This window comes from Pseudofrankia sp. EUN1h (genome assembly GCF_001854645.1).
Classification (GTDB): domain Bacteria; phylum Actinomycetota; class Actinomycetes; order Frankiales; family Frankiaceae; genus Pseudofrankia; species Pseudofrankia saprophytica.
The window spans coordinates 1-20774 of sequence record NZ_MBLN01000059.1 but is presented as its reverse complement, the minus strand read 5'-3'; the positions used below and the strand labels follow the sequence as shown (position 1 = coordinate 20774).

The window sequence follows — 20774 nt, the reverse complement described above, 5'->3', positions numbered from 1 at the left end:
CGAGGAGTGATCATGATCGACCATCCACCGCCGGGGACGCCCGTCCTCGAACTGCGCGGCGTCCACAAGAGCTTCGGCCCGGTAGAGGTACTGAACGGCATCGACTTCGCGGCCAACGCCGGAGAGGTCACCGCGCTGGTCGGTGACAACGGCGCGGGCAAGTCGACGCTGGTCAAGTGCATCGGCGGGATCTACTCGATGGACTCCGGCGCCTACCTGTTCAAGGGCCAGCCGGTCTCGGTCCATCTGCCGAAGGACGCGGCCGCGCTCGGTATCGAGATCGTCTACCAGGACCTGGCGCTCGCGGACAACCTGGACATCGTCCAGAACATGTTCCTCGGACGGGAGAAGCGCGGCCGCTTTGGCGCTCTTGACGAGGCGTCGATGGAGAAGGATGCGGCGAAGACGCTGGCCGGGCTCTCGGTCCGGACGGTGAAGTCGCTGCGGCAGCGGGTGGCGAGCTTGTCCGGTGGCCAGCGCCAGACGGTCGCCATCGCCAAGGCGGTGCTGTGGAACAGCACGGTCGTGATCCTGGACGAGCCGACCGCCGCCCTCGGCGTCGCGCAGACCGAGCAGGTGCTTCAGCTGGTCCGCACACTCGCCGACCAGGGCCTCGCCGTCGTCCTGATCTCGCACAACATGCGTGACGTCATTCAGGTGTCGGACCGGATCTGCGCTCTCTACCTTGGCCGGGTCGCCGCCGACGTCCGCACGGCCGACGTCACCGTCTCGGATGTCATCCAAATGATCACGACCGGCGCGCCGCCGGACAAGAAGACGCCCGCGAACGGCGCCGAGGGCGGAGCGCAGGGCGATGCCGTCGCGGCGTCCGGCGTGGTGGCGGCGTCCAGCGGAGGTTCGGCATGAGTGCCACGGACGTCGCTCCCAACCTGAGCAAGGAGCCCGCGGCGTCGGGCACGCCGGCGCCTGCCGGCACCGAGAGCACCGTGCAGGTGGAGAGCCCGGGGCTGGTCGACTACGGCCGCGAGTACATCGGCAAGGTGCGCGGCGGTGACATGGGGGCGCTGCCCGCCATCCTGGGCCTGCTCGTGCTGTGCGTCGCGTTCGCGATCCTGCGCTCGCGGTTCGTGTCAGCCATCAACTTCGCCAACCTGTTCACGCAGGGCGCGGCCGTCACCGTGATCGCGATAGGCCTGGTCTTCGTCCTGCTACTGGGCGAGATCGACCTGTCCGCAGGCTTCGCCTCCGGCGTGTGCGCCGCCGTCATGGCCACGCTGACCGCCGAGCACGGCCAGCCGTGGTGGGTCTCGATCCTCGCGGGACTCGCGACCGGCGTCGCGATCGGACTGGTGCTCGGGTTCCTGGTCGCGAGAGTCGGTATCCCGTCGTTCGTGGTCACCCTGGCGGCGTTCCTCGCCTTCCAGGGCACCGTCCTGCTGATCATCGGCAACGGCGGGAACATCTCGATCAGAGACAAGACGATCGTCGCGATCTCCAACAAGAACCTGCCGACCTATGGCGGCTGGATCCTGTTCGCGGTGGTGGTCCTCGGGTTTGGCGCGAGCCAGCTGATGCGCAGCGCCACCCGCCGCCGCGGGGGCCTGCAGGCCGACCCGCTCTTGGTCATCGCCGTCCGCACCGGCGCGTTGGCGGTGCTCACGGGCCTGGCGGTCTACGCGCTCAACCTGGAGCGCTCGCGCACCGCGATCGTCTCGCTGAAGGGCGTGCCGATCGTCATCCCGATCATCCTGGTGCTGGTCGTCGTCGGGACATACGTCCTGAACAGGACGTCCTACGGGCGGCACATCTACGCCGTCGGCGGCAACGCGGAGGCCGCCCGGCGCGCCGGCATCAACGTCGTGCGCATCAGGATCTCCTGCTTCGTCATCTGTTCGGCGATGGCGGCAGTCGGCGGCATCATCGCCGCGTCCCGGGCGACCTCGGTCGACCCGAACGCGGGTGGCAGCAACACGCTGCTCTACGCGGTCGGCGCCGCGGTCATCGGTGGTACCAGCCTCTTCGGTGGCAAGGGCCGGATCATCGACGCCGTCCTCGGCGGCGCCGTGGTCGCGGTCATCGACAACGGCATGGGTCTCATGGGCTACAGCGCCGGCACCAAGTTCATCGTCACCGGCTGCGTGCTCGCCCTCGCCGCCAGCGTCGACGCCCTGAGCCGCAAACGCGCCGCCTCCACCGGCCGCATCTAGCGCCATCACCTGACCCATCGCCGTGGACCCCGGCCGCGCGAGGCTTCGTCCCACTCGCGGTCGGGGTCCACGGCGTCTGGACTCAGTCAGGCAGGCGTCGGCCGGTCTTCGTGGAGAAGACATGGAAGGCGTCGTGACGAATGCGGAGCCGGACCTGCGCGCCTCGTCGCGGGACCCCCTTCGGGGCGAGCCGGGCGACGACGGTGACGGTGGATGGCGCATCGATCCGCCCGCCCGCGCCGGGGGCGACGGCGGTGCCGTAGAGATAGGCGTCGGCGCCGAGCTCCTCGACCAGGTCGACGGTGACGGCGAAGCCCTCGCCATCGCCGCGGAGCTCGAGGGCTTCGGGGCGGAATCCGACGGTGACAGCGGTGGCGCCCTCGTCGGCCGCGGCCCGCGCGGTGGCGCGGGGGAGCGGAATCACGGTCTCGCCGAGCCGTGCGCGGCCGTCTTCGAGTCGCGCCTCGATGAGGTTCATCGCGGGTGACCCGATGAACCCTGCGACGAAGACGGTCTCAGGGCGTTCGTAGAGCGCGAGTGGGGTGCCGACCTGGCAGAGCTGGCCTTCGCGGAGTACGGCGACGCGGTCGCCCATGGTCATGGCCTCGACCTGGTCATGGGTGACATATGCGGTGGTGACGCCGAGCCGGCGTTGCAGGGAGGCGATCTGGCCGCGGGTGGAGACCCGCAGCTTGGCGTCGAGGTTGGACAGTGGCTCGTCCATGAGGAAGACCTGGGGCTCCCGCACGATGGCCCGGCCCATCGCGACCCGTTGGCGCTGGCCGCCGGAGAGCATTCTCGGTTTGCGGTCGAGGTAGGGCTCAAGGTCGAGCAGCGCCGCGGTCGCGCGGATCCGCCGGGTGCGTTCCTCCTTCGCGACCCCGGCGGCCTTCAGCGCGAATCCCAAGTTGCCGGCCACGCTCAGGTGCGGGTAGAGCGCGTAGTTCTGGAACACCATGGCGATGTCCCTGCTCCCCGGCGGCAGGTCGGTGACGTCGCGCTCCCCGATCCGGATCCTGCCCGCGTCCACCGGCTCCAGCCCGGCGATCATCCGCAACGCCGTGGACTTGCCGCAACCGGACGGGCCAACCAGGACGAGGAACTCGCCGTCGGCGATCTGAAGCTCGAACGCGTCTACCGCGGGGCGGTCCGCGCCGGGATAGACCCTGGTGGCCTCGGCGAATTCAACGGTTGCCATGACAGGACACCTCCACGTGCTCCGGACGTGCCGGACGATCCAGACGAAATGACGAGGCCGCGCCGATCGGACGCGTCACGCGCCGAGCACGGGGATCCACACCCGCATCGTCGAAGGCCCGCGCTCGGCCCACGCGTGGTACCGCACGAGGGGTATGTCGGCCCGCAGGCCGGTGCGCTCGTCGACGATGCTGGCGATCACCGCTCCCGGGGTCTCCCGCGGTGGCACAGCCGGGTCGATACGCAGGTCGGCGAAGTCGGACGCCTCGATCGCGGTACCAGCGAGGTCGACCGATTCGAGGGCGAGCACCTCGGGCCCGCGCTCGACGGCGAGACAGCCACGCACGGCGTCGACGCGGGGGTCGGCGCGGGTGAGACGCGGCGCGACGGGCAGGGCGAGCTCGACCTCGTCGCCGATCGCGAAGTCGCGGGAAACGGTCGCCACCCCGGGGCCGACCACGGTCTCCTGGCGTGAGCCGTCGACGCCCCGCACGGCAAGCCGGRCATCCGGTGCCCACGCCGGCACCCGGAGCGAGAGCGTCCACGGTTTCCCGGCGTCAGTCAGCACGCGTACGCGCACGGTGCCGTCGGCCGGGTAGGCGGTCGCCACCTCGAGCGCRACCTCGCACCCATCATCGAGCGTGGTCCTGATCGTGGCGGGCGCGTACTGGTGCAGCTGGATGCCTGAGCCGTCCGTCGTGGCCAGGTAGGCGGCGAGGCTGGCGAACGTGCGCGCGGTGTTCGGCAGGCAGCAGGAGACCTCGAACCACGGCGCGCGCAGCGAGGAACGTGCCCGCGGTGAGACGGCGTCGGTGTAGGCGCCGGCGGCGGGTGCGCGCTGGTGCAGCGTGTTCGCGTAGTAGAACGTCGTGCCCTCGGTCGAGGGGGAGGTCTCGATCACGTTGTAGAGGGTGCGCTCGATCTGGTCGGCATAGCGGGCGTCCCCGCGCGCGAGCAGCATCCGCCAGCTGAACATGACCGACGCCACGGCGGCGCACGTCTCGGAGTAGGCGCGGTCGGGGGGCAGCTCCCAGTCCTCGCCGAACGCCTCGTCCTGATGGTGCGAGCCCTGGCCGCCGGTGATGTACGTGCGGCGCTCGACCGTCCGCGTCCACTGACGGTCCAGCGCCGCGAGCAGTTCGTCGTCGCCGGTCTCGACCGCGACGTCGGTCGCCGCGGCGGCGAGGTAGTTCGCCCGGACGGAGTGACCGCGAAGCACCTCGGCGGCGCGTAGGGGATCGTCGTCCTGAAAGTAGGACCGGCCCCATTCGATATCGCGCAGCGTGCCGTCCCCGTGCCGGTCGACGAACAGGCGGGCCTGCTCGAGATAGCGCGGTTCTCCCGTCGCCCGGCCGAGTTCGGCGAGGCCGACCTCGACCTCGGCGTGTCCGCAGATCCGCTCGATTCCGCCCTTGCCGAAGACCTCGCAGACCAGGTCGGCGGCGCGGCACGCGATCTCGAGGAGGCCGTCGCCCGCGTCGGGGCAGGTGCGGGCCCGGGCGACGGCTGCCTGGAAGAGATGTCCGAGACAGTAGAGCTCGTGTCCCCATTCCAGATCCGACCAGCGGGGCGGCTGGCCGGGCCGGCCGAATCGGGTGTTCAGGTATCCGTCTGGCTCCTGCGCGGCCGCGACCCGGCCGACCACGCGGCGGAAGCGCCGATCGAGCTCGTCGTCGCCGCCACGCCGACCGATCTCCCAGGCGACGGCCTCGAGGAACTTGTAGACCTCGGAGTCGGAGAACTCACGGCCCCGGCGCCCATCGGGTAGCCGTCCCGCCGCGGCGAGGTCGAAGTTCGAGAGCCATMCCTCGCGTTCGAGCCACGCCTCGATGTGCGGAAGCGTGTTGCGACCGTTCACGTCCTGCCTGCGGGCCCAGAAGYCCCCGACGACGGCGACCTCGGTGAGGCCGAGCGGACACAGGGCGCCCCTGGTCGGCGCGACGGGCACGGATCGGACGTCAGCGGTAATGGAATGGGTCATCGTCATCCCTTGAAAGCGCCCGACATGAAGCCGCGGACGTAGTGGCGTTGGAAGATGAGGAAAAGGACGACACAGGGCAGCGCGAGCACGACGACACCTGCTTCCGTCGCCCCGTAGTCGACCACGCCCTGCACCTGGCCGCGCAGGTTCGACACCGCGAGCGGGAGCGTCATCCGGTTGGTGTCGTTGATGAGGATGAGCGGAGCCATGAAGTCGTTCCAGGCGGTGAGGAACGCGAACAGGCCGACCGTGATGAGGCCGGGCTTCACGGCGGGCAGGAGCACCTGCCAGAGCACCTTCCAGCTGGAACAGCCGTCGACCATCGCGGCTTCGTCGAGCTCTCGCGGTACTGCCTCGAACGAGATGCGCATCATGAAGGTCGCGAACGGCAGCTGGAACATCGTGAGCACGAGCGCGACACCGACGAGCGAGTTCGCCAGGCCGACGCGGGTGAGCAAAACGTAGAGCGGGATCAGCAGCGTGGCATACGGGACCATGAGGATCGCGAGCGTCGCGAGGAAAAGCACGTTCTTACCCGGGAAATCGAACCGTGCGAACGAATACCCGCCGAGGAAGGAGATGGTGATGGTGAGGGCCACGGTGAGCAGCGACACGAAGGCCGAGTTGCCCAGGTACACCCAGACGCCGGCCTGGTAGTGCCTGAGCGTGGAATAGTTGCCGAAGCCCCAGCCGTCGACCTGGCCCGTGCCTGCCCGCGGCGAAACGGATGAGACAGTGGTCCAGACGAGTGGATACAGGAAGATCAGCGCGAGCGCGGTGGTGAACACCCAGTACGGGGTGCGCAGGACGACGCCGCCGACAGTGGCTCCGCGTGAACGCGGGTTTCCCCGGCGGCGGCTGCCCCTGACAGCGCGGCTGGGCACCGCGGCGGCGGGCGTTCCAGCGGAGTCGGCGGCGCGGGTCGGTCGCCCGCGGGTGGAGGTCGGGCTCATCAGTCGTCGGCCCTCCGGCTGAACGCGCGGATCTGCGCGATGTTGATGACGATGAGGGCGAGCAGCGCGATCACCGACAGTGCCGCGGCGACGCCGAGGTCGTTCTGGCCCTGGAACGCCACGCTGTAGATGAGTTGGACGATCGTGATCGTCGAGTTGTCCGGGCCGCCCTTGGTGAGGATGTAGAACTGGTCGAAGGCCAGGAGCGAGCCGGTCACGCACAGGACGGTCGTGAGGGTCAGCGTCGGGCGCAGCAGCGGAAGGGTTATCCCGACGAAGGTCTGCCACCGCGACGCGCCGTCGATGCGCGCGGCCTCGTAGACCTCGTCGGGAATGCCCTGCAGCCCGACGAGCATGAGCAGCATGTAGAAGCCGGCGTAACGCCAGACGATGAGGAAGATCGTCGACCAGAGCGCGCCTTCGGGTGTACCGAGGAAGGTGAAGCCCCACGACCTCATGAGGTCGGCGAACGGCCCGGCGAGCGGCGAGTAGAGCACGTAGAAAAGCAGTGACGCGGAGGCGAGCCCGAGGGCGCTCGGCACGAGGAACGAGGTGCGCAGCAGCCCTTTCCAGCGCGTCGACTCCTGCACGAGGACCGCGAGCCCGAGGCTGAGAGCCAACAGGATGACCGTGGTCAGGACCGTGTACTTCACGGTGAACACGACCGAGTCCCGGAAGAACCGGTGCGACACGGCCTCATGGAAGTTGTCGGGGACGTTGATGCCCTGGTTGCCCGCGAGCAGCGGCCAGTCCGACCCGGACATCCGCAGCACCAGGAGCAGCGGCAGCACGAAGAGAAACAGCACGAACAGGGCAGTGGGTGCCGCGTAGAGCCAGCCGGTGGCGGCATGCCCCCGGCGACGGGAACGCCGGCCAGATACCGGGAGGGATGCGCCGCGCGTGGGGGGAGTCGCGGTCATGGAGGATCCTTCGGGGACGGAACGAGCCGGCCGGTGCTCGGATGCGCTCCGGGCGCCGGCCGGTCCAGCGGACTAGTGCGACAGCACCGTCGTGATCTCGTCGTTGTCAGCGTCGACCGAGTCGTCMTTGCCGAGCACCGCGCCCCGCACGAGCGTGAGCCAGGGGCTGTTCGGCGCGTTGAACGCCTGCTGGAAGTTGAGCGCGACCGGGGTGTCGCCGTTGCCGGCCACCCTGTTGATGGTCACGAGCCGGTCGTCCTTCTCGGAGTACTCGTTGACCGCCAGGTCGGACCGGGCCACGACATCGTGGTTCTTCGCGAGCACGCCGACCTGTGCGTCCTCGGACACCAGCCATTGGAGGAAGTTCCACGCCTGCGCGGCCTTCTTCGAGTCCTTCGAGATGCCGATGCCGTCACCGCCGACGAAGGTCGACGAGCCGCCGTCCGGCCCGGGAATCCCGGCGACGCCGGCGTCGAACGGCGTCGAGGACAGCAGCGTGGCCGGGTAGAGCATCAGGCCGACCTTGCCCTCGGTGAAGCCGGCGGTCCACGTCGGACCGGTCTCGTCCCGTGACGACGGGAGCACGGCCCCGGAGTCCACCAGGTCCTTCCAGGTCGCGTAGACCCTCTTGGCGGTGTCGTCCGCGAGCAGCGACTTCGTGCCGTCCGCGGACAGCACCTCGTCGCCGTCAGCCCAGACGCTCGGGAACCAGGTGAAGACGAGACAGCCTCCGCAGCTGAGGCCGGTCGCCGTCCCGTAGACGCCGGGTTTGTTCAGACCCTGGATCGCCTTCGCGGCGGCCGCGTACTCCTGCAGGTTCGCCGGGGCCTTGTCGGGGTCCAGCCCGGCCTCTTTGAAGAGCTCCTTGTTCCAGAACATCATCGACAGGTCCATCACGAACGGCAGGACGTGCGCCTTGCCGTCGAGCGTGCCGGCCGCGATGTGTCCCTGGTTGAGCTTGTCCTTGAACGGCAGGCCGTCGACGTTGCCCGAGATGTCCTGGAACAGTCCCTGCTTGACCCAGTTGGGGACGTAGACGATGTCGGCCGCGAACAGGTCGGGGAGTCCGTGCGAGCCGGCCGCCGCCCCGACCTTCGCCACGTAGTCGTCGTTCGGGACGACCGTAAGCTCGACCTTGTTCTTGTGCGACGAGTTGTAGGCCTCGACAAGCAGCTTGGCCTGCTTCTCCAGGGGTGCGCGCGTCCAGAGCGTGAGGGTGGAGCCGTCGTCGATGCCCGACGCTCCCGCGTCGGCGAGGCTGCTCCCCGAGTCCGAGCCGCCACCGCACCCGGCCAGGCCGAGCGCGAGCACTCCGGTGGCGAGCGACGCGGCTAATCGGGTCGCGAGTCGTTTCCTACCTGTCATCTTGACCTCCTAGCTCATCCGTGAACGAGCCCCCGGGGAGCCCGAATAGAGCCGTGAACTGGGTGGAGGAGGGAGATCCGAAACTTCCGAAATGGTTTTCGGATCATGTGATAGCTTAGCAAGCTAGCGGCGGGTGTTGTTGGTGTCAAGAGTGCGGAGATGGGTCCAGGTGCAGGACGTGTCAAGGTGAAGGGAGCCGGGATGGCGCGAGTGGAACCGCCCGGGAAGGCGGYCACGCTCGGCGACGTGGCGCGGCTCGCGGGCGTCTCGCTCGCCACCGCGTCCAAGGCCATCAACGGCCGGGACGAGGTCGCCCCGGCCACCCGCAGCCGGGTCATCCAGGCGGCCGAGCAGCTGTCGTTCACGCCGAACCAGCTCGCCCGCAGCCTCCTCGCCGGGCGCAGCGGAACCGTGGGCCTGCTCACGGGCGATCTCGAGGGCCGTTTCGTGATCCCGATCCTGATGGGTGCCGAGGACGCCTTCGGCGCCGGCCAGGTCAACGTCTTCCTATGTGACGCGCGCGGCGACGCGATCCGTGAGCAGCACCATCTCAAGGCACTGCTCAACCGGCGGGTCGACGGCATCATCGTCGTCGGCGACCGGACCAACCCGCGGCCGTCACTCGGCGACGGCATCCCGGTCCCGGTGGTCTATGCCTATGCGCCGTCGGACGACCCGGCCGACGTCTCCGTCGTGCCCGACAACATCAGCGGCGGGCGCATCGCCACCGAGCATCTGCTGTCGACGGGCCGGCGGCACATCTGCCATGTCAGCGGCGACCCGACCTACGCGGCGGCCCAGGACCGAGCCGTCGGCCTACGGGCCGCCCTGGCGGCCGCGGGGCTTGAGCTCGTCGGCGACGTCATGTTCTCGGACTGGTCCGAGCACTGGGGCCGCTCCGCCGCGGCGCTGCTGCTCAGCCAGCATCCCGACATCGACGGGATCGTCTGCGGCTCGGACCTGATCGCGCGCGGCGTCCTCGACATCCTCCGTGACCTGGGCAAGAGGGTTCCGGAGGACGTCGCCGTCGTCGGGTACGACAACTGGGAGGTGCTCGCGACCAACTCCAGGCCCGAGCTGACCAGCATCGACGCGAACCTGCAGGCGCTCGGCCGCACCGCCGCCATGCGAATCTTCGAGGCGCTGGATGGCGCGGCACCCGCCAGCGGCGTGCACGCGATKCCGGTCCGGCTCGTGATCCGTGGGTCGACGATTCCCCGGCGCTGACCATGGCGTCCGCGTTYGGATTGAAGGGTCCGAAAGGGCTTGCGAAAACTTGCGGCACGAACCTCGGGAATCAATGAACAATGATCTCCGTCGAAGGCGGCTGTAATGGGCCGCCGGAATGTTGACGGCGCCGTCTTCGGCCATCGGTGGCATCCGTGGCCGGATGGCGGCTGTCGGCAACGACAGGGCTTCATGGGTCCACAACGTCCGGCCGGGGCACCRCCAACCGGGTCCCCGCCACGCTCATCGCCACCGGCCGTCTGATCGACGAGGTCCGCGGACATCGACGAGGTCCGCGGACGAGGTCTACGCCGGGGTCGTCATGGCGGCGGCCCTGCTCCCAGCGAAGACCGACCTCGTTCGGGGTGGAGTGCGGTTGGTCGGGCCGGCCGACGGGAACCTGTTTGGCGGTTGACTAGCCGGTCCCCTATGCTGGCCAGGAGATCCTGAGGGTCCGGGCCACTCGCGGCGGCCGCTCAGGGCCTTCCGCCCCCATCGTCTAGTGGCCCAGGACGTCGCCCTTTCAAGGCGGTAGCACGGGTTCGAATCCCGTTGGGGGCACACGATCGGCTTTGCCTGTTCGTAGATCCTTTGGATCTACTCCCAGGCTCCCGCGCCATGTTGCTCCGGGGCCGAGCCCCGGACGCCACGAGGAACTACATCTCGTCACCGGCTGACGGGTTCGCTTCGCGGTGCCGCGGGTAGCGGTCAAGATCAGGGTTCAACTTCCATCGCTGAAGCTGCACACGTTGGGCTGGCTTGCTCGCCGGCCCTTTGGGCGGCTTCGCCGGCGGGCGTGATGTTGCCGTGGGGCCGAGCCCCGGACCCCATGCCAGGGGGCTCCACCCCTTAACCTCCCCGCAAATGGCGGGTTCCGCCTTGGTGCGGGGGCATCGGTTGGCCTGGTCCGTTTTCCTGGCGGACGCCGGACGCCGGACGCCGGACGCCGCGCGGCCGACGCGCCGCGCGGCAATGGATCCAATCACCCTGAACGTAGGGTCGATGGCCGATATCTTCCCTTAACGAGGATGCGGCCCGCCGTCTGCGGGAACGCCATGCACACCCTGAGGCGACAGGTGGGGGCCGAGCACCGTGGCGGACGAGGAATCCCCCGCGCCGGAGCCTGCCGCTCCGTCGAGCGATGGCCACCCGAGCGATCCCGCCGCGGCTGATCCCGCCGCGGCTGATCCCACGACTCGTGACGCCCGCGCGATCCGGGAGGCGTACGAGTCCTTCGGCCGGCGGGTGGAACCGCCGGCGCCCGACGCGCTGGACCAGCGCGACGCGCAGGACCAGTCAGACGAGCCGGCTCCGTCCCCGAACGGACGCTGGACCAGCTACCTGGACTCGACGGCGTCCCGCCCCGCGCACCCGGCCGCGCCCTCTTCTCCGGTCTCGCCCGCACCTGCGCCCGCATCTCCACCACCGCCAGCCACTGGCGGGCCGGGCCGCCGCCGCGGCGCGCCCAGAAGGAGGGCGCTCGTCGTCGTCCTGCTCCTCGCGGCGGTCGTCGTCGCCTACGCCGTGTCCCGCGTCACCAGCGGGAACGAGACAGACGCGRGCGAGCCGGCCGCGGGCCGGTCGGCGGCGCCGTCGGCCGGGGCCACACCGGCCGGGGCCACGCCATCCGCGGCCGCCACACCCGCGGTCGCCCCCCAGCTCACGGGCCGTGACTTCCAGCGCGGTCACTGCTACACCTGGGACGGCGTCACGCCCGACGTGTCGGACGTTCCCTGCGACCGGCCGCACCGCTTCGAGGCGATCAGCGACGAGCCGGTCTTGCTCGCGGGCGACTACCCGCCGGGCGCGCCCTACCCCTCCCAGGAGGAGTGGGCGGCCCTCATCCAGCGTTCCTGCGCGGGGGCGGCCCAGACCTACCTCGGCTACGCGATCGACCCCAACGGGAGGTTCTCGGCCGCGGCGACCGGTCCGACGGAGGCGACCTGGCAGTCGGGTGACCGCGACCTCTGGTGCATTCTGCGGGCGGACGTTCCCCTCGTCGGCGAGACCGGGCGGTGGACGGCGTTCGACCTGTTCTCCGGCGCGGTGAAGGGCGCCGACCAGTCCTGGGTCTACCCCGTCGGCGCCTGCCTCGCGGTGGCGACCGGAGGCGTGGTCGACTGCGCCGGCCCGCACGAGCTGGCCGCGATCGGCGACACCCGGATGGCCGACACGGCCGACGGCGCGGTGCCCACCGAGGACGCGTTCAACAAGGAGGCCGGCGAGCGCTGCCTGGCCGTCGCCCACGCCCGCTTCGGGCCGAACTTCCAGGAGACGGCGACGGTGCGGCTCACCTGGAGCGCCCTGGTACCGGACAGCTGGAGCGCCGGYAGCCGGACGATCACCTGCCTGCTCGTCTACACGACCGCGGCTGGCGAGCCCAGCCCCGTCACGGGCGACCAGCTCCCGCCGGGATGAACCCGGCCCGGACCGAGATCCCGCTGGCGCGGGAGACCGCGGTGGGTCAGGTGGTGATGGCGGCGGGGTCGGACCAGCGGTAGGTGGTGTGGAAGAAGCCGCGGACGGGGCGGCCGGAGATGGCCAGGTTGTGGGTGATGGGAACCGGGCCGGCGGGGTTGGCGGTGTCGAAGGAGAGGGTGATGTCGTCGGCACGGTCCAGGGGGGTGTTCGGGTCGTAGACGCGCAGGGTCACCGCCGTGCCGGACTGCTCGTAGGCGTAGGCGAGGACCTGGTGGTTGAAGCCCAGTTTCGCCGGGTCGACGGAATGTACGGTGATGATTCCGAGGGCGGAAAGGCGGCCGGAGTCCAGGTCGAGGCGGACCTTCGGCCATTCATCGACGACCGTGACGCGGCCGATGCCGGCGCGTCGGCCGAGCGCCCAGACGACGTCCGCATCGGCCGTTCGCTGCAGGCGGTAGTAGCGCAGCGCGCCGCGGGGGAGATCCCAGCTCGCGAACAGGCGGCGGACGATGTATTTGTACAGCGGTGATTCAGGAGGTGGCGGCGCGACATCCGCCGGCGGCTCCCGGTCCGCCTCGAACAGGTCGCGCACCGCGAAGATCATGCCGCCGCACAGGCCGCGGCTCGCGTCGCCGATCGGGATGCCCTTGCCCAGACCTGGTACCCGTGCGGTGAGGACCCGCTGACGCGGGAAGCGATTGGTGAAACGAAACGCGGACTCGCTGGGCAGGAAGCCCTTCGCCGCGCCGGTCGCCGTCGCGATCGCCCCGACCATGCCACCCCTCGCTCCGGCGGGGTGCCGGACCCCGCTCGTCGCCCCACACGGTGAACCGATCGCCCGCATCCGCGCAAGGGGGTTCGGCCGAGGGCAGAGCGTGGCGGGGCAGAGTGTGGCGGAGGGCAGAGCGTGGCGAGGGTGGCGTCAGCTCCAGACATCGCAGTGATGGGCCGACCAGGTGTCGGTGGCCGGGACGGTCCTGCCGGGGGTGAGCAGCAGGCGGTCGTCGCCGGAACGGACCGCCTGGACGTCGAAGAGCGGCCAGGGGACCGTCGAGCTGGTGGCCTCGCCGGAGCCGTTCGGGTTCCCGGTCGCCGCGAAGCGGGTCCAGTAGCCGACCACCGACGTCGAGAGTGCGTGCTGCGCCGACGTGGTGAGCCTGCCGTCGAGGCCGGGGAACAGGAAGTCGAGCTCCGCGCCGTGGGTGGCGCCAGTACCGAACTCGGAACTCGCGGCCGGCCGCTCCGGGACGTCGAACTCGTACAGGTACGTCGGCATGCGCGCGATCGCGGTGGTGAGCTGCGCGAAGGTGGTCGCCTGGCAGGTGAACATCGAGTCGGTGATGATTCGCGACAGACGTTCGCGGGCGGGTACCTGTCCGGGCGGGTAGGCGGCGAGCACACGTTCGGCGCGGTCGGGGAACTGGGTACGGATGATGCCGTCCACGCCGAAGTCGGTGATCGGCCCCTGGTTGGCCCAGTAGGTCGTGAACGGCCGCCCCTCGTCGTGGACCGTGCCCATCAGTATTGGTACGTCCGCCAGCTTCCCATTCCATAGCGCCTGGTACGGGGTGAACGGCAGAGTCTTGCCACCGACGGCGGGTGAGAACGGGAACGGATTGAAAATCGAGCCGTCGGCGGCGGCCGCGGTCATGATCTCGGCCGCCGGGTGGAAGCGTAGACAGAGCGCGGCCGTTGCCGCGTCGACACAGCCGAGCCGGCTTGCCAGCGCGGAACCGGTCTGCGCGGCGGCCGCCATGGTCGGGAGCTTCCAGCCGCACGGTCCGCTTTCCATGACCGCGCGCTGGAACAGCCCACTCGCGGCCGGCGCGGCCAGCAGCGCGCAGACATTGATCGACCCGGCCGACTCTCCCATGATCGTCACGTTCTTCGGGTCGCCACCGAACGCCGCGGCATTGTTCCGGACCCAGCCGAGCGCGGCGGTCAGATCCTGGGTGGCGTAGTTGCCGGCGTCCCCGCCACTCTCCTGGGTCAGCGAGGGCAGGACGAGATATCCGAGCGCTCCGAGGCGGTAGTTCGTGGTGACGACGATCGCCGGACCGCCGGTGGTCAGCGCGGTCGGATCCGCCTGCTCGCCRGTGCCGCCGACGAATGCGCCGCCGTGGATCCAGAAGATCACGGGYAGGTGACCGCTCGTCGGCGCTCCCGCTGGCCGGGAGACCGCCAGGTACAGACAGTCCTCGCTGGACAGCGCACTCAGCGTGCCCGTCTGCGTGCAGGCCGGCGCGCCGCGGCTGCCGTCGCGAATGCCCTGCCACGGCTTCGACGGCGTCGGAGCGGCCCAACGCAGCATCCCGACCGGCGGCGCGGCGAACGGAATCGCGTGGTAGCGATCCACCTGACCCGCGCGAATGCCACTGACCAGGCCGCCGGCGGTGGCGATGACGGGTGGCTGTCCTTTCGGGTCCGCGCTGAACGTCGCCCCGGCTCCGCTCAGGGAGTCCGACGGCGCCGACCGGTCAACCGCGGTGGGGCCGCCGCCATCGGGCGAACAGGCGGTCGCCCCGGCGGCGACGACGGCCGTCGCCGCCGCGGTGGCGACGGCGCGGGCAAGCCAACCGGTCCGGCGCCTGCCGGGCGGAAACCGGCGTGTGCGCGGGCTGGCCTGGTCCGCGGGCGCGACACTCGCGCGCGAGGAGACGCCCGCTCGCCGCCAGCCGATGATGGGGGTCAACGTCAGCCGACGCTGGCCGGCGACCACACCAGCGACCATGCCAGCGACCTGGATGCGCGCATCATCGATCCCTCCCCGGCCAGGGTTGTTCATCGGGCGCACTCGCGGCTCTTCCCGCCGTCCGATGGCTTCCGGTGGCGTCCGGGATCTGTAGGCGCCGCGCTGCGCGAAGGCAGATCTGTGCCGTCGACAGTAGTAGGAGCCGGTCGGTGTCCGGCAGAGACGTCCGCGTCCCGCCACGAGGACCGGTAGTGGGCGGCCCGGCCGTGTCCTTCCGGAGTTCACCAGGTGTCCATGTCCAACGGGCGCCAGCCGGCCGGCGGAACGATCGCGGGCGCGTCCACGGACCTGGACGGAAGGTCACGCCAGTGGCGCGGCCCGGTAAACCCAGGGCGAGGTGGCAGGCACCCATGACACCTTGGAGCGTTGTCGACACCGCACACGGAGCATCCGGATCACGGATTCGGTATGGTTGCCCGCGCCAGTCGCGTACCGGTCATTCTCGCCGGTTGGCCGTCGCGTCGAACTAACCTCGCACCAACTCGCCGACGTGCATACTCGCCGTCCGGCCGGATTCACGACCACAACCGCTTGGGCCCGATCATCGGGCCCCGTTTCCAGGAGCACAGAAATGGGCCTGTTCTACCGGGGCTGGAGCTCGTTCGGCCCCCTTAAGTTCAGCGGCGACGGCACGGGCGTCAAGCAGGTCAGGTTCACGCTCGGCCGGATCGACTGGCGACTCTGGTCGAAGGACGGCTGGGGCCACGACTCCAGGGTCGACCTGCCCGGCCCGATCGACTACCGCAACGGCAACTGACCTCAGCCGGAGCGGTGCGAGCGGCCAACCCGCAGCCGGCGCCACCCGGACGGACCCGGTCCGTTCCCGCGGATGTGCCCGGGGTTGCCCGCGGCCGCGCCAGCAGTCTCGGCTGCCGGTCCGGCGTCTGGATCGAGGGCGTCCGGATCGGGGGCGTCCGGATCGGGGGCGCCGGGCGCGGTGCGCGGCTCGCCGCTGTCCGCGGCGGACGGTTGCCGCGGCACCGTGGGCTCGGACGCGAGCGGGCGCCGTTCGATGAGCAGCATCGCGAGGTCGTCGCGCAGGTGCCCGCCCGCGTGCCGGGTGACGCGTTCGGTCAGCCGGTCCAGCGCCTCCTCGATCGTGCCGTCGAGCAGCGCGTCGAGATGGTCCTCGAGCGGGAAGAACTCGCCGCTCGGTGAACGGGCCTCGATCAGCCCGTCGGTGAACAGCAGCAACCGGTCACCAACGGCCCAGCGCGCGGCGGACGGCGTGAACCGTTCGGCGAGCCCTAGCGGCGGGCTGGGCGACTTCAACCGAATCTCCCCGCCGGCCTGGGCGTCCTGCCCGGCCGCCGCCGTGGCTCCAGTCGAGGACCGCATGGGCAGGTGCATCGGCGGATGGTGACCGGCGGAGCAGAGACTGAGTCGTCCATCGGGATGAATGTCGAGCAGCAGAGCGGTGACGAAGTCCTCCGCGTCCGCCTCCCGGTTGACGGCCTTGGCGCAGGCCGCTGCCACCTGCTCCGGCTCGAGCCAGGTCACCGCCGCCTCGCGGAACGCCCCGAGCACGACTGAGGCGAGACGCACGGCCGGCAGGCCCTTGCCACGGACATCGCCGATGATCACGCGGATGGTGTGCTTGGTGGCGACGACCTCGTACAGGTCGCCACCGACGGAGGCCTCCTCGGCCGCCGACAGGTAGCGGGCCGCCAGCCGGGCTCCGTCGAGCATGGTGGGCACCTCGGGCAGCAGCGCGCGCTGGGCGACGTCAGCCACCGCCCGGACCCGGCGCAGCTCGGACTCGCGATGGCGCAGCTCCGACTCCCGCAGGGTCCTGTGTACCGCGATCCAGACGGCCACGGCGGACTGCGCGGCGACCAGCACGATCGCGGCGAGGTGCTGGGACTGTCCGAACCGGTGATCCCAGATTCCGGACAGGACGGCCACCACCACCGCCAGGGCGCCGATCGCGGCGGTACGCCGTGGTCCGCGGGCGCCGGCGACCAGCAACGCGGACAGTCCGAAGAACCCAGCGAGGGCGACGTTTGCGAGCAGACCGACGCCTACGGCACAGGCGAGCACGGTGAGCCCGAGCATCAGCGCACGGTCCGGCTTCCAGGGCATGAGGCATTCTCGCCGCCCGGTCAGTCGCCCGTTACCGGTACCACCGGATTCGCCCTGTCGATCTACTTCGCGGCGCGATCGGGTTGTTCGTGGAACACCCGGTCGTTGCGGGTCGGCACCGGGAGCAGAGCCAGTGGCTGACCGCTTCCCCGCTGATCCGCGAACCTCGCGGCCAAGGCCAGGACCAAGTCAGGGCCAGGGCCAGGGCCAGGATTCAGGGATCAGCGGGGAATCCGGCTCTAGCCGCGAGCGGCGCGGCGACGGCGCAGCCAGGCGACGGCGGCGACGGCGGCCAGGGCGGCGCCGGCACGTCGGGTGGCCACCGGGTGCTGGCGCGCCTGCTGGCTGACCGTGCGGGCGGTCTTGCCGCTGGTCGCGACCGTGCGCTCAGCGGTCGCGGCGATCCACGGATGCTCACCGGCCTGCTGGCGCGCGTTCGCGACGGCGCGGTCGCGCGCGGCGACGGTCCGCTGGGCCGCGTCGGCCAGTCGCGGGTTCTGCGCCGCCTTCTCCCTCGCGGTCGCGACCGCCGGGCCGACCTTCTCCTTGGCGGTCGCGACGGCGGGGCCGACCTTCTCCTTCGCGGTCGCGACGGCCGGGGCGACCTTCTCCTTGGCGGTCGCGACGGCCGGGGCGACCTTCTCCTTGGCGGTGGTGACGGCGGGCGCGACCTTGTCGTGCACGCTGGTCACAGCGGGTGTGACCTTCTCCTTGGCAGTCGTGACGGCCGGGGTGACCTTGTCAAGCACGGTCGTCACGGCGGGCGTGACGGCGGGAACGACCTTGTCGCGCACCGTAGTCACCGCCGGGGCGACCCGCTGCCTGGCGCTGGCGAGCACGCTAGCCGCGTCGTGATGCCCGTTGGAATGCTCGTCGGGGTAGTCGGTCGGGCTCGGCTCGGCGCTGGCGGTCGTGGTCTCGGTCCCCTGGGGTTGTGGGTCTGTGGGCTCGGTGACGCCGCCGACCTCCTGGATCGGTTCTGCCGATCCAGAAGGGACCCCGAACTGGGGCCCGGCGAGGTCCGGCGAACTGTTCTGCTCGGTCACCTAGATCCTCCCTGGTGCTGACGCCAACGCGACCGCCGCAACCTCGCGGACGGGGCGAGACGGATCGTGGCTGGCAAAGTACGCATTCAGTGGGTTACCCATGGTGCTACGGAGATAGTCCGCTGTTGTTTGTGAGATGGACACCTATATGGCGGTGAGACGACAGGAAGACCGCCTCGGTGCGACCCGGCTCGGTCTCCGTGGGTAACGGGCGGCCGCCGCCGCGGTGCCAGATCCCTGACCAGCGCGTTTCGGGCGATGGCAGTGGCGGGAGCCGCACGTTCGGTTACGGTTTTCTGGTCGGCTCAGCTGGCCTTCGGCGGGTCTGAGGCTGGCGAGGCCGGCCGGCGGGCACGCCCAGGCGTGATGCCCCGTCGTGCCGGAGGGGAGGTCGGGGTGCCGGACGACCTGCTGGGCCTGCGGGGCCAAGCCGCGGCGCTGGCCGCTGGGAGCGTCTCGTCAAGAGAGCTCGTCGGCGCAGCGCTCGATCGGATTCAGGCCACCCAGTCGACCCTCAACGCCTTCCGGCGGCTGCGTCCCGGGGCCGCGCTCGCGGAGGCGGACGAGGCCGACCGGCGGCTGGTGGCGGGCGAACGGCTGCCGTTGCTGGGTGTTCCCATCGCGATCAAGGATGACACCGACCTGGCGGGCGAACCGACGGCATTCGGCGCCCCGGGCGAGTTCCCGCCCCGACCCACCGACAGCGAGATGGTGCGCAAGCTCAAGGCCGCCGGCGCCGTGATCGTCGGGAAGACGAACACGCCGGAGTTCGGCCAGTGGCCGTTCACCGAAGGACCGGCCTTCGGCGTCACCCGCAACCCGTGGAACCTTGATCACAGTCCCGGTGGGTCGTCGGGTGGCGCCGCGGCGGCCGTGGCGGCGGGGCTGGTGGCCGCGGCCGTCGGCTCGGACGGCGCCGGTTCGGTGCGGATCCCGGCGGCCTGGACCAACCTCGTCGGCATCAAGCCGCAGCGCGGGCGGATCTCCAGCGCTCCCGTCGCCGAGCAGTTCAACGGGCTGACGACGTTCGGCCCGTTGGCGCTGACCGTCGCCGACGCGGCCCTGCTGCTCGACGCCCTGTCGGGCAGCGCGCCGGTCGACCGCGACCGGCCGCCACCCCCGGACGAGCCGTTCCTGGTGTCCGCCTCCCGGGAACCGCGCCGGTTGCGGATCGGGCTGTCGCTGAAGGTGCCGTACAGCGGCATGCCGGCGCGGCTCGATCCGGCGGTGCGCGACGCCGTGGAACGGACCGGTGTCGCGCTCGAGGCACTCGGCCACGAGATCGTGCTGGCCGAACCCGCCTACGGCCTGCTTGGTGTGATCTTCCTGCCACGCTCGCTCGAGGCGATCGACGACTGGACCCATCGCGTCCCCGACCCCGAGCTGCTCGACGTCCGCACCCTGGCCAACGCGCGCACCGGCCGGATGCTGCGGCCGCTGCTGCTCGCCTCGCGGGCGGCCGAGCCGATGTCGCGGTGGCGGATCGGGCGGGTCTTCCGGTCGGTGGACGTGCTGCTCGCGCCGACGACGGCGGTGCCTCCGCCTCGGGTGGGCGAGCTCAACCGGGCGACGAGCTGGGAGACCGACCAGGCGATCGTCGCCGCCGTCCCGTTCACCTGGCCGTGGAACGTGCTCGGCTGGCCGGCGATCAATGTGCCGGCCGGCTTCACGGCGGCTGGCCTGCCGGTGGGAGCGCAGCTGATGGGCCCGGCGAACAGCGAGAGTCTGCTGATCTCGCTCGCGGGCCAGCTGGAGCGGGCGCAGCGCTGGCACGAATGCCGCCCCGGCCACCGCGCGGGCGCCGCCTCCGCGGCCTGATCCCCACCCGCGGCCATCCGGCACGCCCGCTGCCCGTGTCGGCCAGCGGCGTCGGATTGGTCGGTTACCCGGCAGCCGGGGCGATACGGCAACCCGGCGACGTCGTTCCGCGATGCCAACCTGGCGGCGGAAAAATAACGAAGTGGACTCGGCGTCGAGCGACGGCATTGTTCGGAAACAAAGAGCTCCCCGCGACTGTCGGTCGGTAGTATTTCACCGAGAGCATCCGCGAATTTGGGCGGATGACCGCATTCGGTCGACAAAAATTCGATTACTCCATTCCCCTTGCGCCGTGCCGGCCTCGTGCGCTGTCGCGCCGAGACTGGCCATTCGAAATCTTTCCGACGGTGGGCCGTCGTCCCGTACGTACCTCGGCACGCTGAGCGGCGATTGATTGATCGGAGGTCCGGCCATAGGGTCGACCGGGCGCCGCGCTTTCGCGGGGCGCCCGGTCGGATATCGCCTTCCTCCTCTCCTTCTTCAACCTACCTAACGGGAGCATTGATGTCCGTTTCTGCCATTATTCCGGACGTGACCTCGTCGTCGCCGTACCGGATTCCGGCCGGGGTTGGTGTCCACCCCGGGCTCGCCGGTCTAATCGGAAGCACAGGCCTTCAGGCGATGGATCCCTTCGGAAGCGCCATATTTCCGTTCGCGGCTCCTGCGGTGCCGGCGGGTGCGTACCAGCTGGCTCCCTATGGGAATTTTGGTAGTGCTCTTCTTGGCGGTGCCGGAAATGTGGTCAGTGGTGTGACTGGTATTCCGGGTCTGGGGCAGCTGGGGTCGTGGCTGGGTGGTCTGAGCCCGTTCTCGGCGGCGCCGGCCGGGATGATGCCGGCGGGTG

At 70.5% G+C, this 20774-nt stretch carries 15 protein-coding genes, 1 tRNA gene and 1 pseudogene; 8 read left to right on the top strand and 9 right to left on the bottom strand.

What is annotated here, in order from left to right; all coding sequences use genetic code 11:
• Window positions 1-12 precede the first annotated feature (12 nt).
• Both BCD49_RS21615 and BCD49_RS21610 read left to right on the top strand, forming a co-directional pair.
• On the top strand, window positions 13-867 hold the full coding sequence (locus BCD49_RS21615; RefSeq protein ID WP_007515531.1) for an ATP-binding cassette domain-containing protein: 855 nt from the start codon (window positions 13-15) through the stop codon (window positions 865-867).
• The gene (locus BCD49_RS21610; protein WP_007515533.1) at window positions 864-2168 is read left to right on the top strand and encodes a sugar ABC transporter permease; all 1305 of its coding nucleotides are present in this window, start codon (window positions 864-866) and stop codon (window positions 2166-2168) included. The genes BCD49_RS21615 and BCD49_RS21610 overlap by 4 nt, the downstream gene beginning before the upstream one ends.
• Before the next feature lie 82 nt (window positions 2169-2250).
• Here BCD49_RS21610 and BCD49_RS21605 read toward each other — a convergent pair whose 3' ends face one another.
• The 5 genes from BCD49_RS21605 to BCD49_RS21585 form a co-directional block, all read right to left on the bottom strand.
• On the bottom strand, window positions 2251-3366 hold the full coding sequence (locus BCD49_RS21605; protein WP_007515534.1) for an ABC transporter ATP-binding protein: 1116 nt from the start codon (window positions 3364-3366) through the stop codon (window positions 2251-2253).
• A gap of 75 nt (window positions 3367-3441) precedes the next feature.
• Window positions 3442-5352 (bottom strand): beta-L-arabinofuranosidase domain-containing protein, encoded by a 1911-nt coding sequence (locus BCD49_RS21600; protein WP_198939454.1) that lies wholly within the window; start codon window positions 5350-5352, stop codon window positions 3442-3444.
• Entirely contained in the window at window positions 5349-6299 is a 951-nt protein-coding gene (locus BCD49_RS21595; RefSeq protein ID WP_007515536.1) for a carbohydrate ABC transporter permease, read from the bottom strand. The genes BCD49_RS21600 and BCD49_RS21595 overlap by 4 nt, the downstream gene beginning before the upstream one ends.
• Window positions 6299-7219 carry a carbohydrate ABC transporter permease gene (locus BCD49_RS21590; RefSeq protein ID WP_007515537.1) on the bottom strand — a complete coding sequence of 307 codons (921 nt, stop codon included), beginning with the start codon at window positions 7217-7219 and terminating at the stop codon, window positions 6299-6301. The genes BCD49_RS21595 and BCD49_RS21590 overlap by 1 nt, the downstream gene beginning before the upstream one ends.
• Before the next feature lie 72 nt (window positions 7220-7291).
• Window positions 7292-8584, bottom strand: a complete 1293-nt coding sequence (locus BCD49_RS21585; RefSeq protein ID WP_071041831.1) for an ABC transporter substrate-binding protein — start codon at window positions 8582-8584, stop codon at window positions 7292-7294.
• Between the two features lie 201 nt (window positions 8585-8785).
• Between BCD49_RS21585 and BCD49_RS21580 the strand changes: the two genes are divergently transcribed.
• The 3 genes from BCD49_RS21580 to BCD49_RS21570 all read left to right on the top strand — a co-directional run bounded on the left by BCD49_RS21580 (window position 8786) and on the right by BCD49_RS21570 (window position 12229).
• On the top strand, window positions 8786-9811 hold the full coding sequence (locus BCD49_RS21580; protein WP_071041830.1) for a LacI family DNA-binding transcriptional regulator: 1026 nt from the start codon (window positions 8786-8788) through the stop codon (window positions 9809-9811).
• 488 nt (window positions 9812-10299) lie between these two features.
• Window positions 10300-10372 (top strand) — tRNA-Glu (locus tag BCD49_RS21575).
• Window positions 10373-10903: 531 nt separating this feature from the next.
• Window positions 10904-12229 carry a septum formation family protein gene (locus BCD49_RS21570; RefSeq protein ID WP_071041829.1) on the top strand — a complete coding sequence of 442 codons (1326 nt, stop codon included), beginning with the start codon at window positions 10904-10906 and terminating at the stop codon, window positions 12227-12229.
• A 46-nt stretch (window positions 12230-12275) separates the two neighbouring features.
• Here BCD49_RS21570 and BCD49_RS21565 read toward each other — a convergent pair whose 3' ends face one another.
• Window positions 12276-13007, bottom strand: coding sequence for a hypothetical protein (locus tag BCD49_RS21565; RefSeq protein ID WP_007515541.1), 732 nt, complete (start codon window positions 13005-13007; stop codon window positions 12276-12278).
• Window positions 13008-13154: 147 nt separating this feature from the next.
• Entirely contained in the window at window positions 13155-14963 is a 1809-nt protein-coding gene (locus tag BCD49_RS21560; protein WP_051466147.1) for a carboxylesterase/lipase family protein, read from the bottom strand.
• Between the two features lie 592 nt (window positions 14964-15555).
• Between BCD49_RS21560 and BCD49_RS21555 the strand changes: the two genes are divergently transcribed.
• A complete protein-coding gene (locus BCD49_RS21555; protein ID WP_007515544.1) occupies window positions 15556-15741 on the top strand; it encodes a hypothetical protein in 186 nt (61 codons plus the stop codon).
• Window positions 15742-15743: 2 nt separating this feature from the next.
• Here the strand turns inward: BCD49_RS21555 and BCD49_RS21550 are convergent, their stop codons facing one another.
• Together BCD49_RS21550 and BCD49_RS21545 are read right to left on the bottom strand one after the other, a co-directional pair.
• Window positions 15744-17066, bottom strand: a complete 1323-nt coding sequence (locus BCD49_RS21550; RefSeq protein WP_007515545.1) for a PP2C family protein-serine/threonine phosphatase — start codon at window positions 17064-17066, stop codon at window positions 15744-15746.
• Between the two features lie 239 nt (window positions 17067-17305).
• The gene (locus BCD49_RS21545) at window positions 17306-18112 is read right to left on the bottom strand and encodes a hypothetical protein (RefSeq protein ID WP_007515546.1); all 807 of its coding nucleotides are present in this window, start codon (window positions 18110-18112) and stop codon (window positions 17306-17308) included.
• Window positions 18113-18478: 366 nt separating this feature from the next.
• Between BCD49_RS21545 and BCD49_RS21540 the strand changes: the two genes are divergently transcribed.
• Window positions 18479-19930 carry an amidase gene (locus BCD49_RS21540; protein WP_035924355.1) on the top strand — a complete coding sequence of 484 codons (1452 nt, stop codon included), beginning with the start codon at window positions 18479-18481 and terminating at the stop codon, window positions 19928-19930.
• A gap of 504 nt (window positions 19931-20434) precedes the next feature.
• Window positions 20435-20774, top strand: a pseudogene (locus BCD49_RS44595) (hypothetical protein); the annotation flags it as partial.

Bases quoted from the DNA above. Each gene is read 5' to 3' on its own strand.
- BCD49_RS21565 (WP_007515541.1), bottom strand. From the start codon at position 13,007: ATGGTCGGGGCGATCGCGACGGCGACCGGCGCGGCGAAGGGCTTCCTG.
- BCD49_RS21615 (WP_007515531.1), top strand. From the start codon at position 13: ATGATCGACCATCCACCGCCGGGGACGCCCGTCCTCGAACTGCGCGGC.
- BCD49_RS21605 (WP_007515534.1), bottom strand. From the start codon at position 3,366: ATGGCAACCGTTGAATTCGCCGAGGCCACCAGGGTCTATCCCGGCGCG.
- BCD49_RS21550 (WP_007515545.1), bottom strand. From the start codon at position 17,066: ATGCCCTGGAAGCCGGACCGTGCGCTGATGCTCGGGCTCACCGTGCTC.
- BCD49_RS21590 (WP_007515537.1), bottom strand. From the start codon at position 7,219: ATGACCGCGACTCCCCCCACGCGCGGCGCATCCCTCCCGGTATCTGGC.
- BCD49_RS21540 (WP_035924355.1), top strand. From the start codon at position 18,479: ATGCCCCGTCGTGCCGGAGGGGAGGTCGGGGTGCCGGACGACCTGCTG.
- BCD49_RS21555 (WP_007515544.1), top strand. From the start codon at position 15,556: ATGGGCCTGTTCTACCGGGGCTGGAGCTCGTTCGGCCCCCTTAAGTTC.
- BCD49_RS21610 (WP_007515533.1), top strand. From the start codon at position 864: ATGAGTGCCACGGACGTCGCTCCCAACCTGAGCAAGGAGCCCGCGGCG.
- BCD49_RS21595 (WP_007515536.1), bottom strand. From the start codon at position 6,299: ATGAGCCCGACCTCCACCCGCGGGCGACCGACCCGCGCCGCCGACTCC.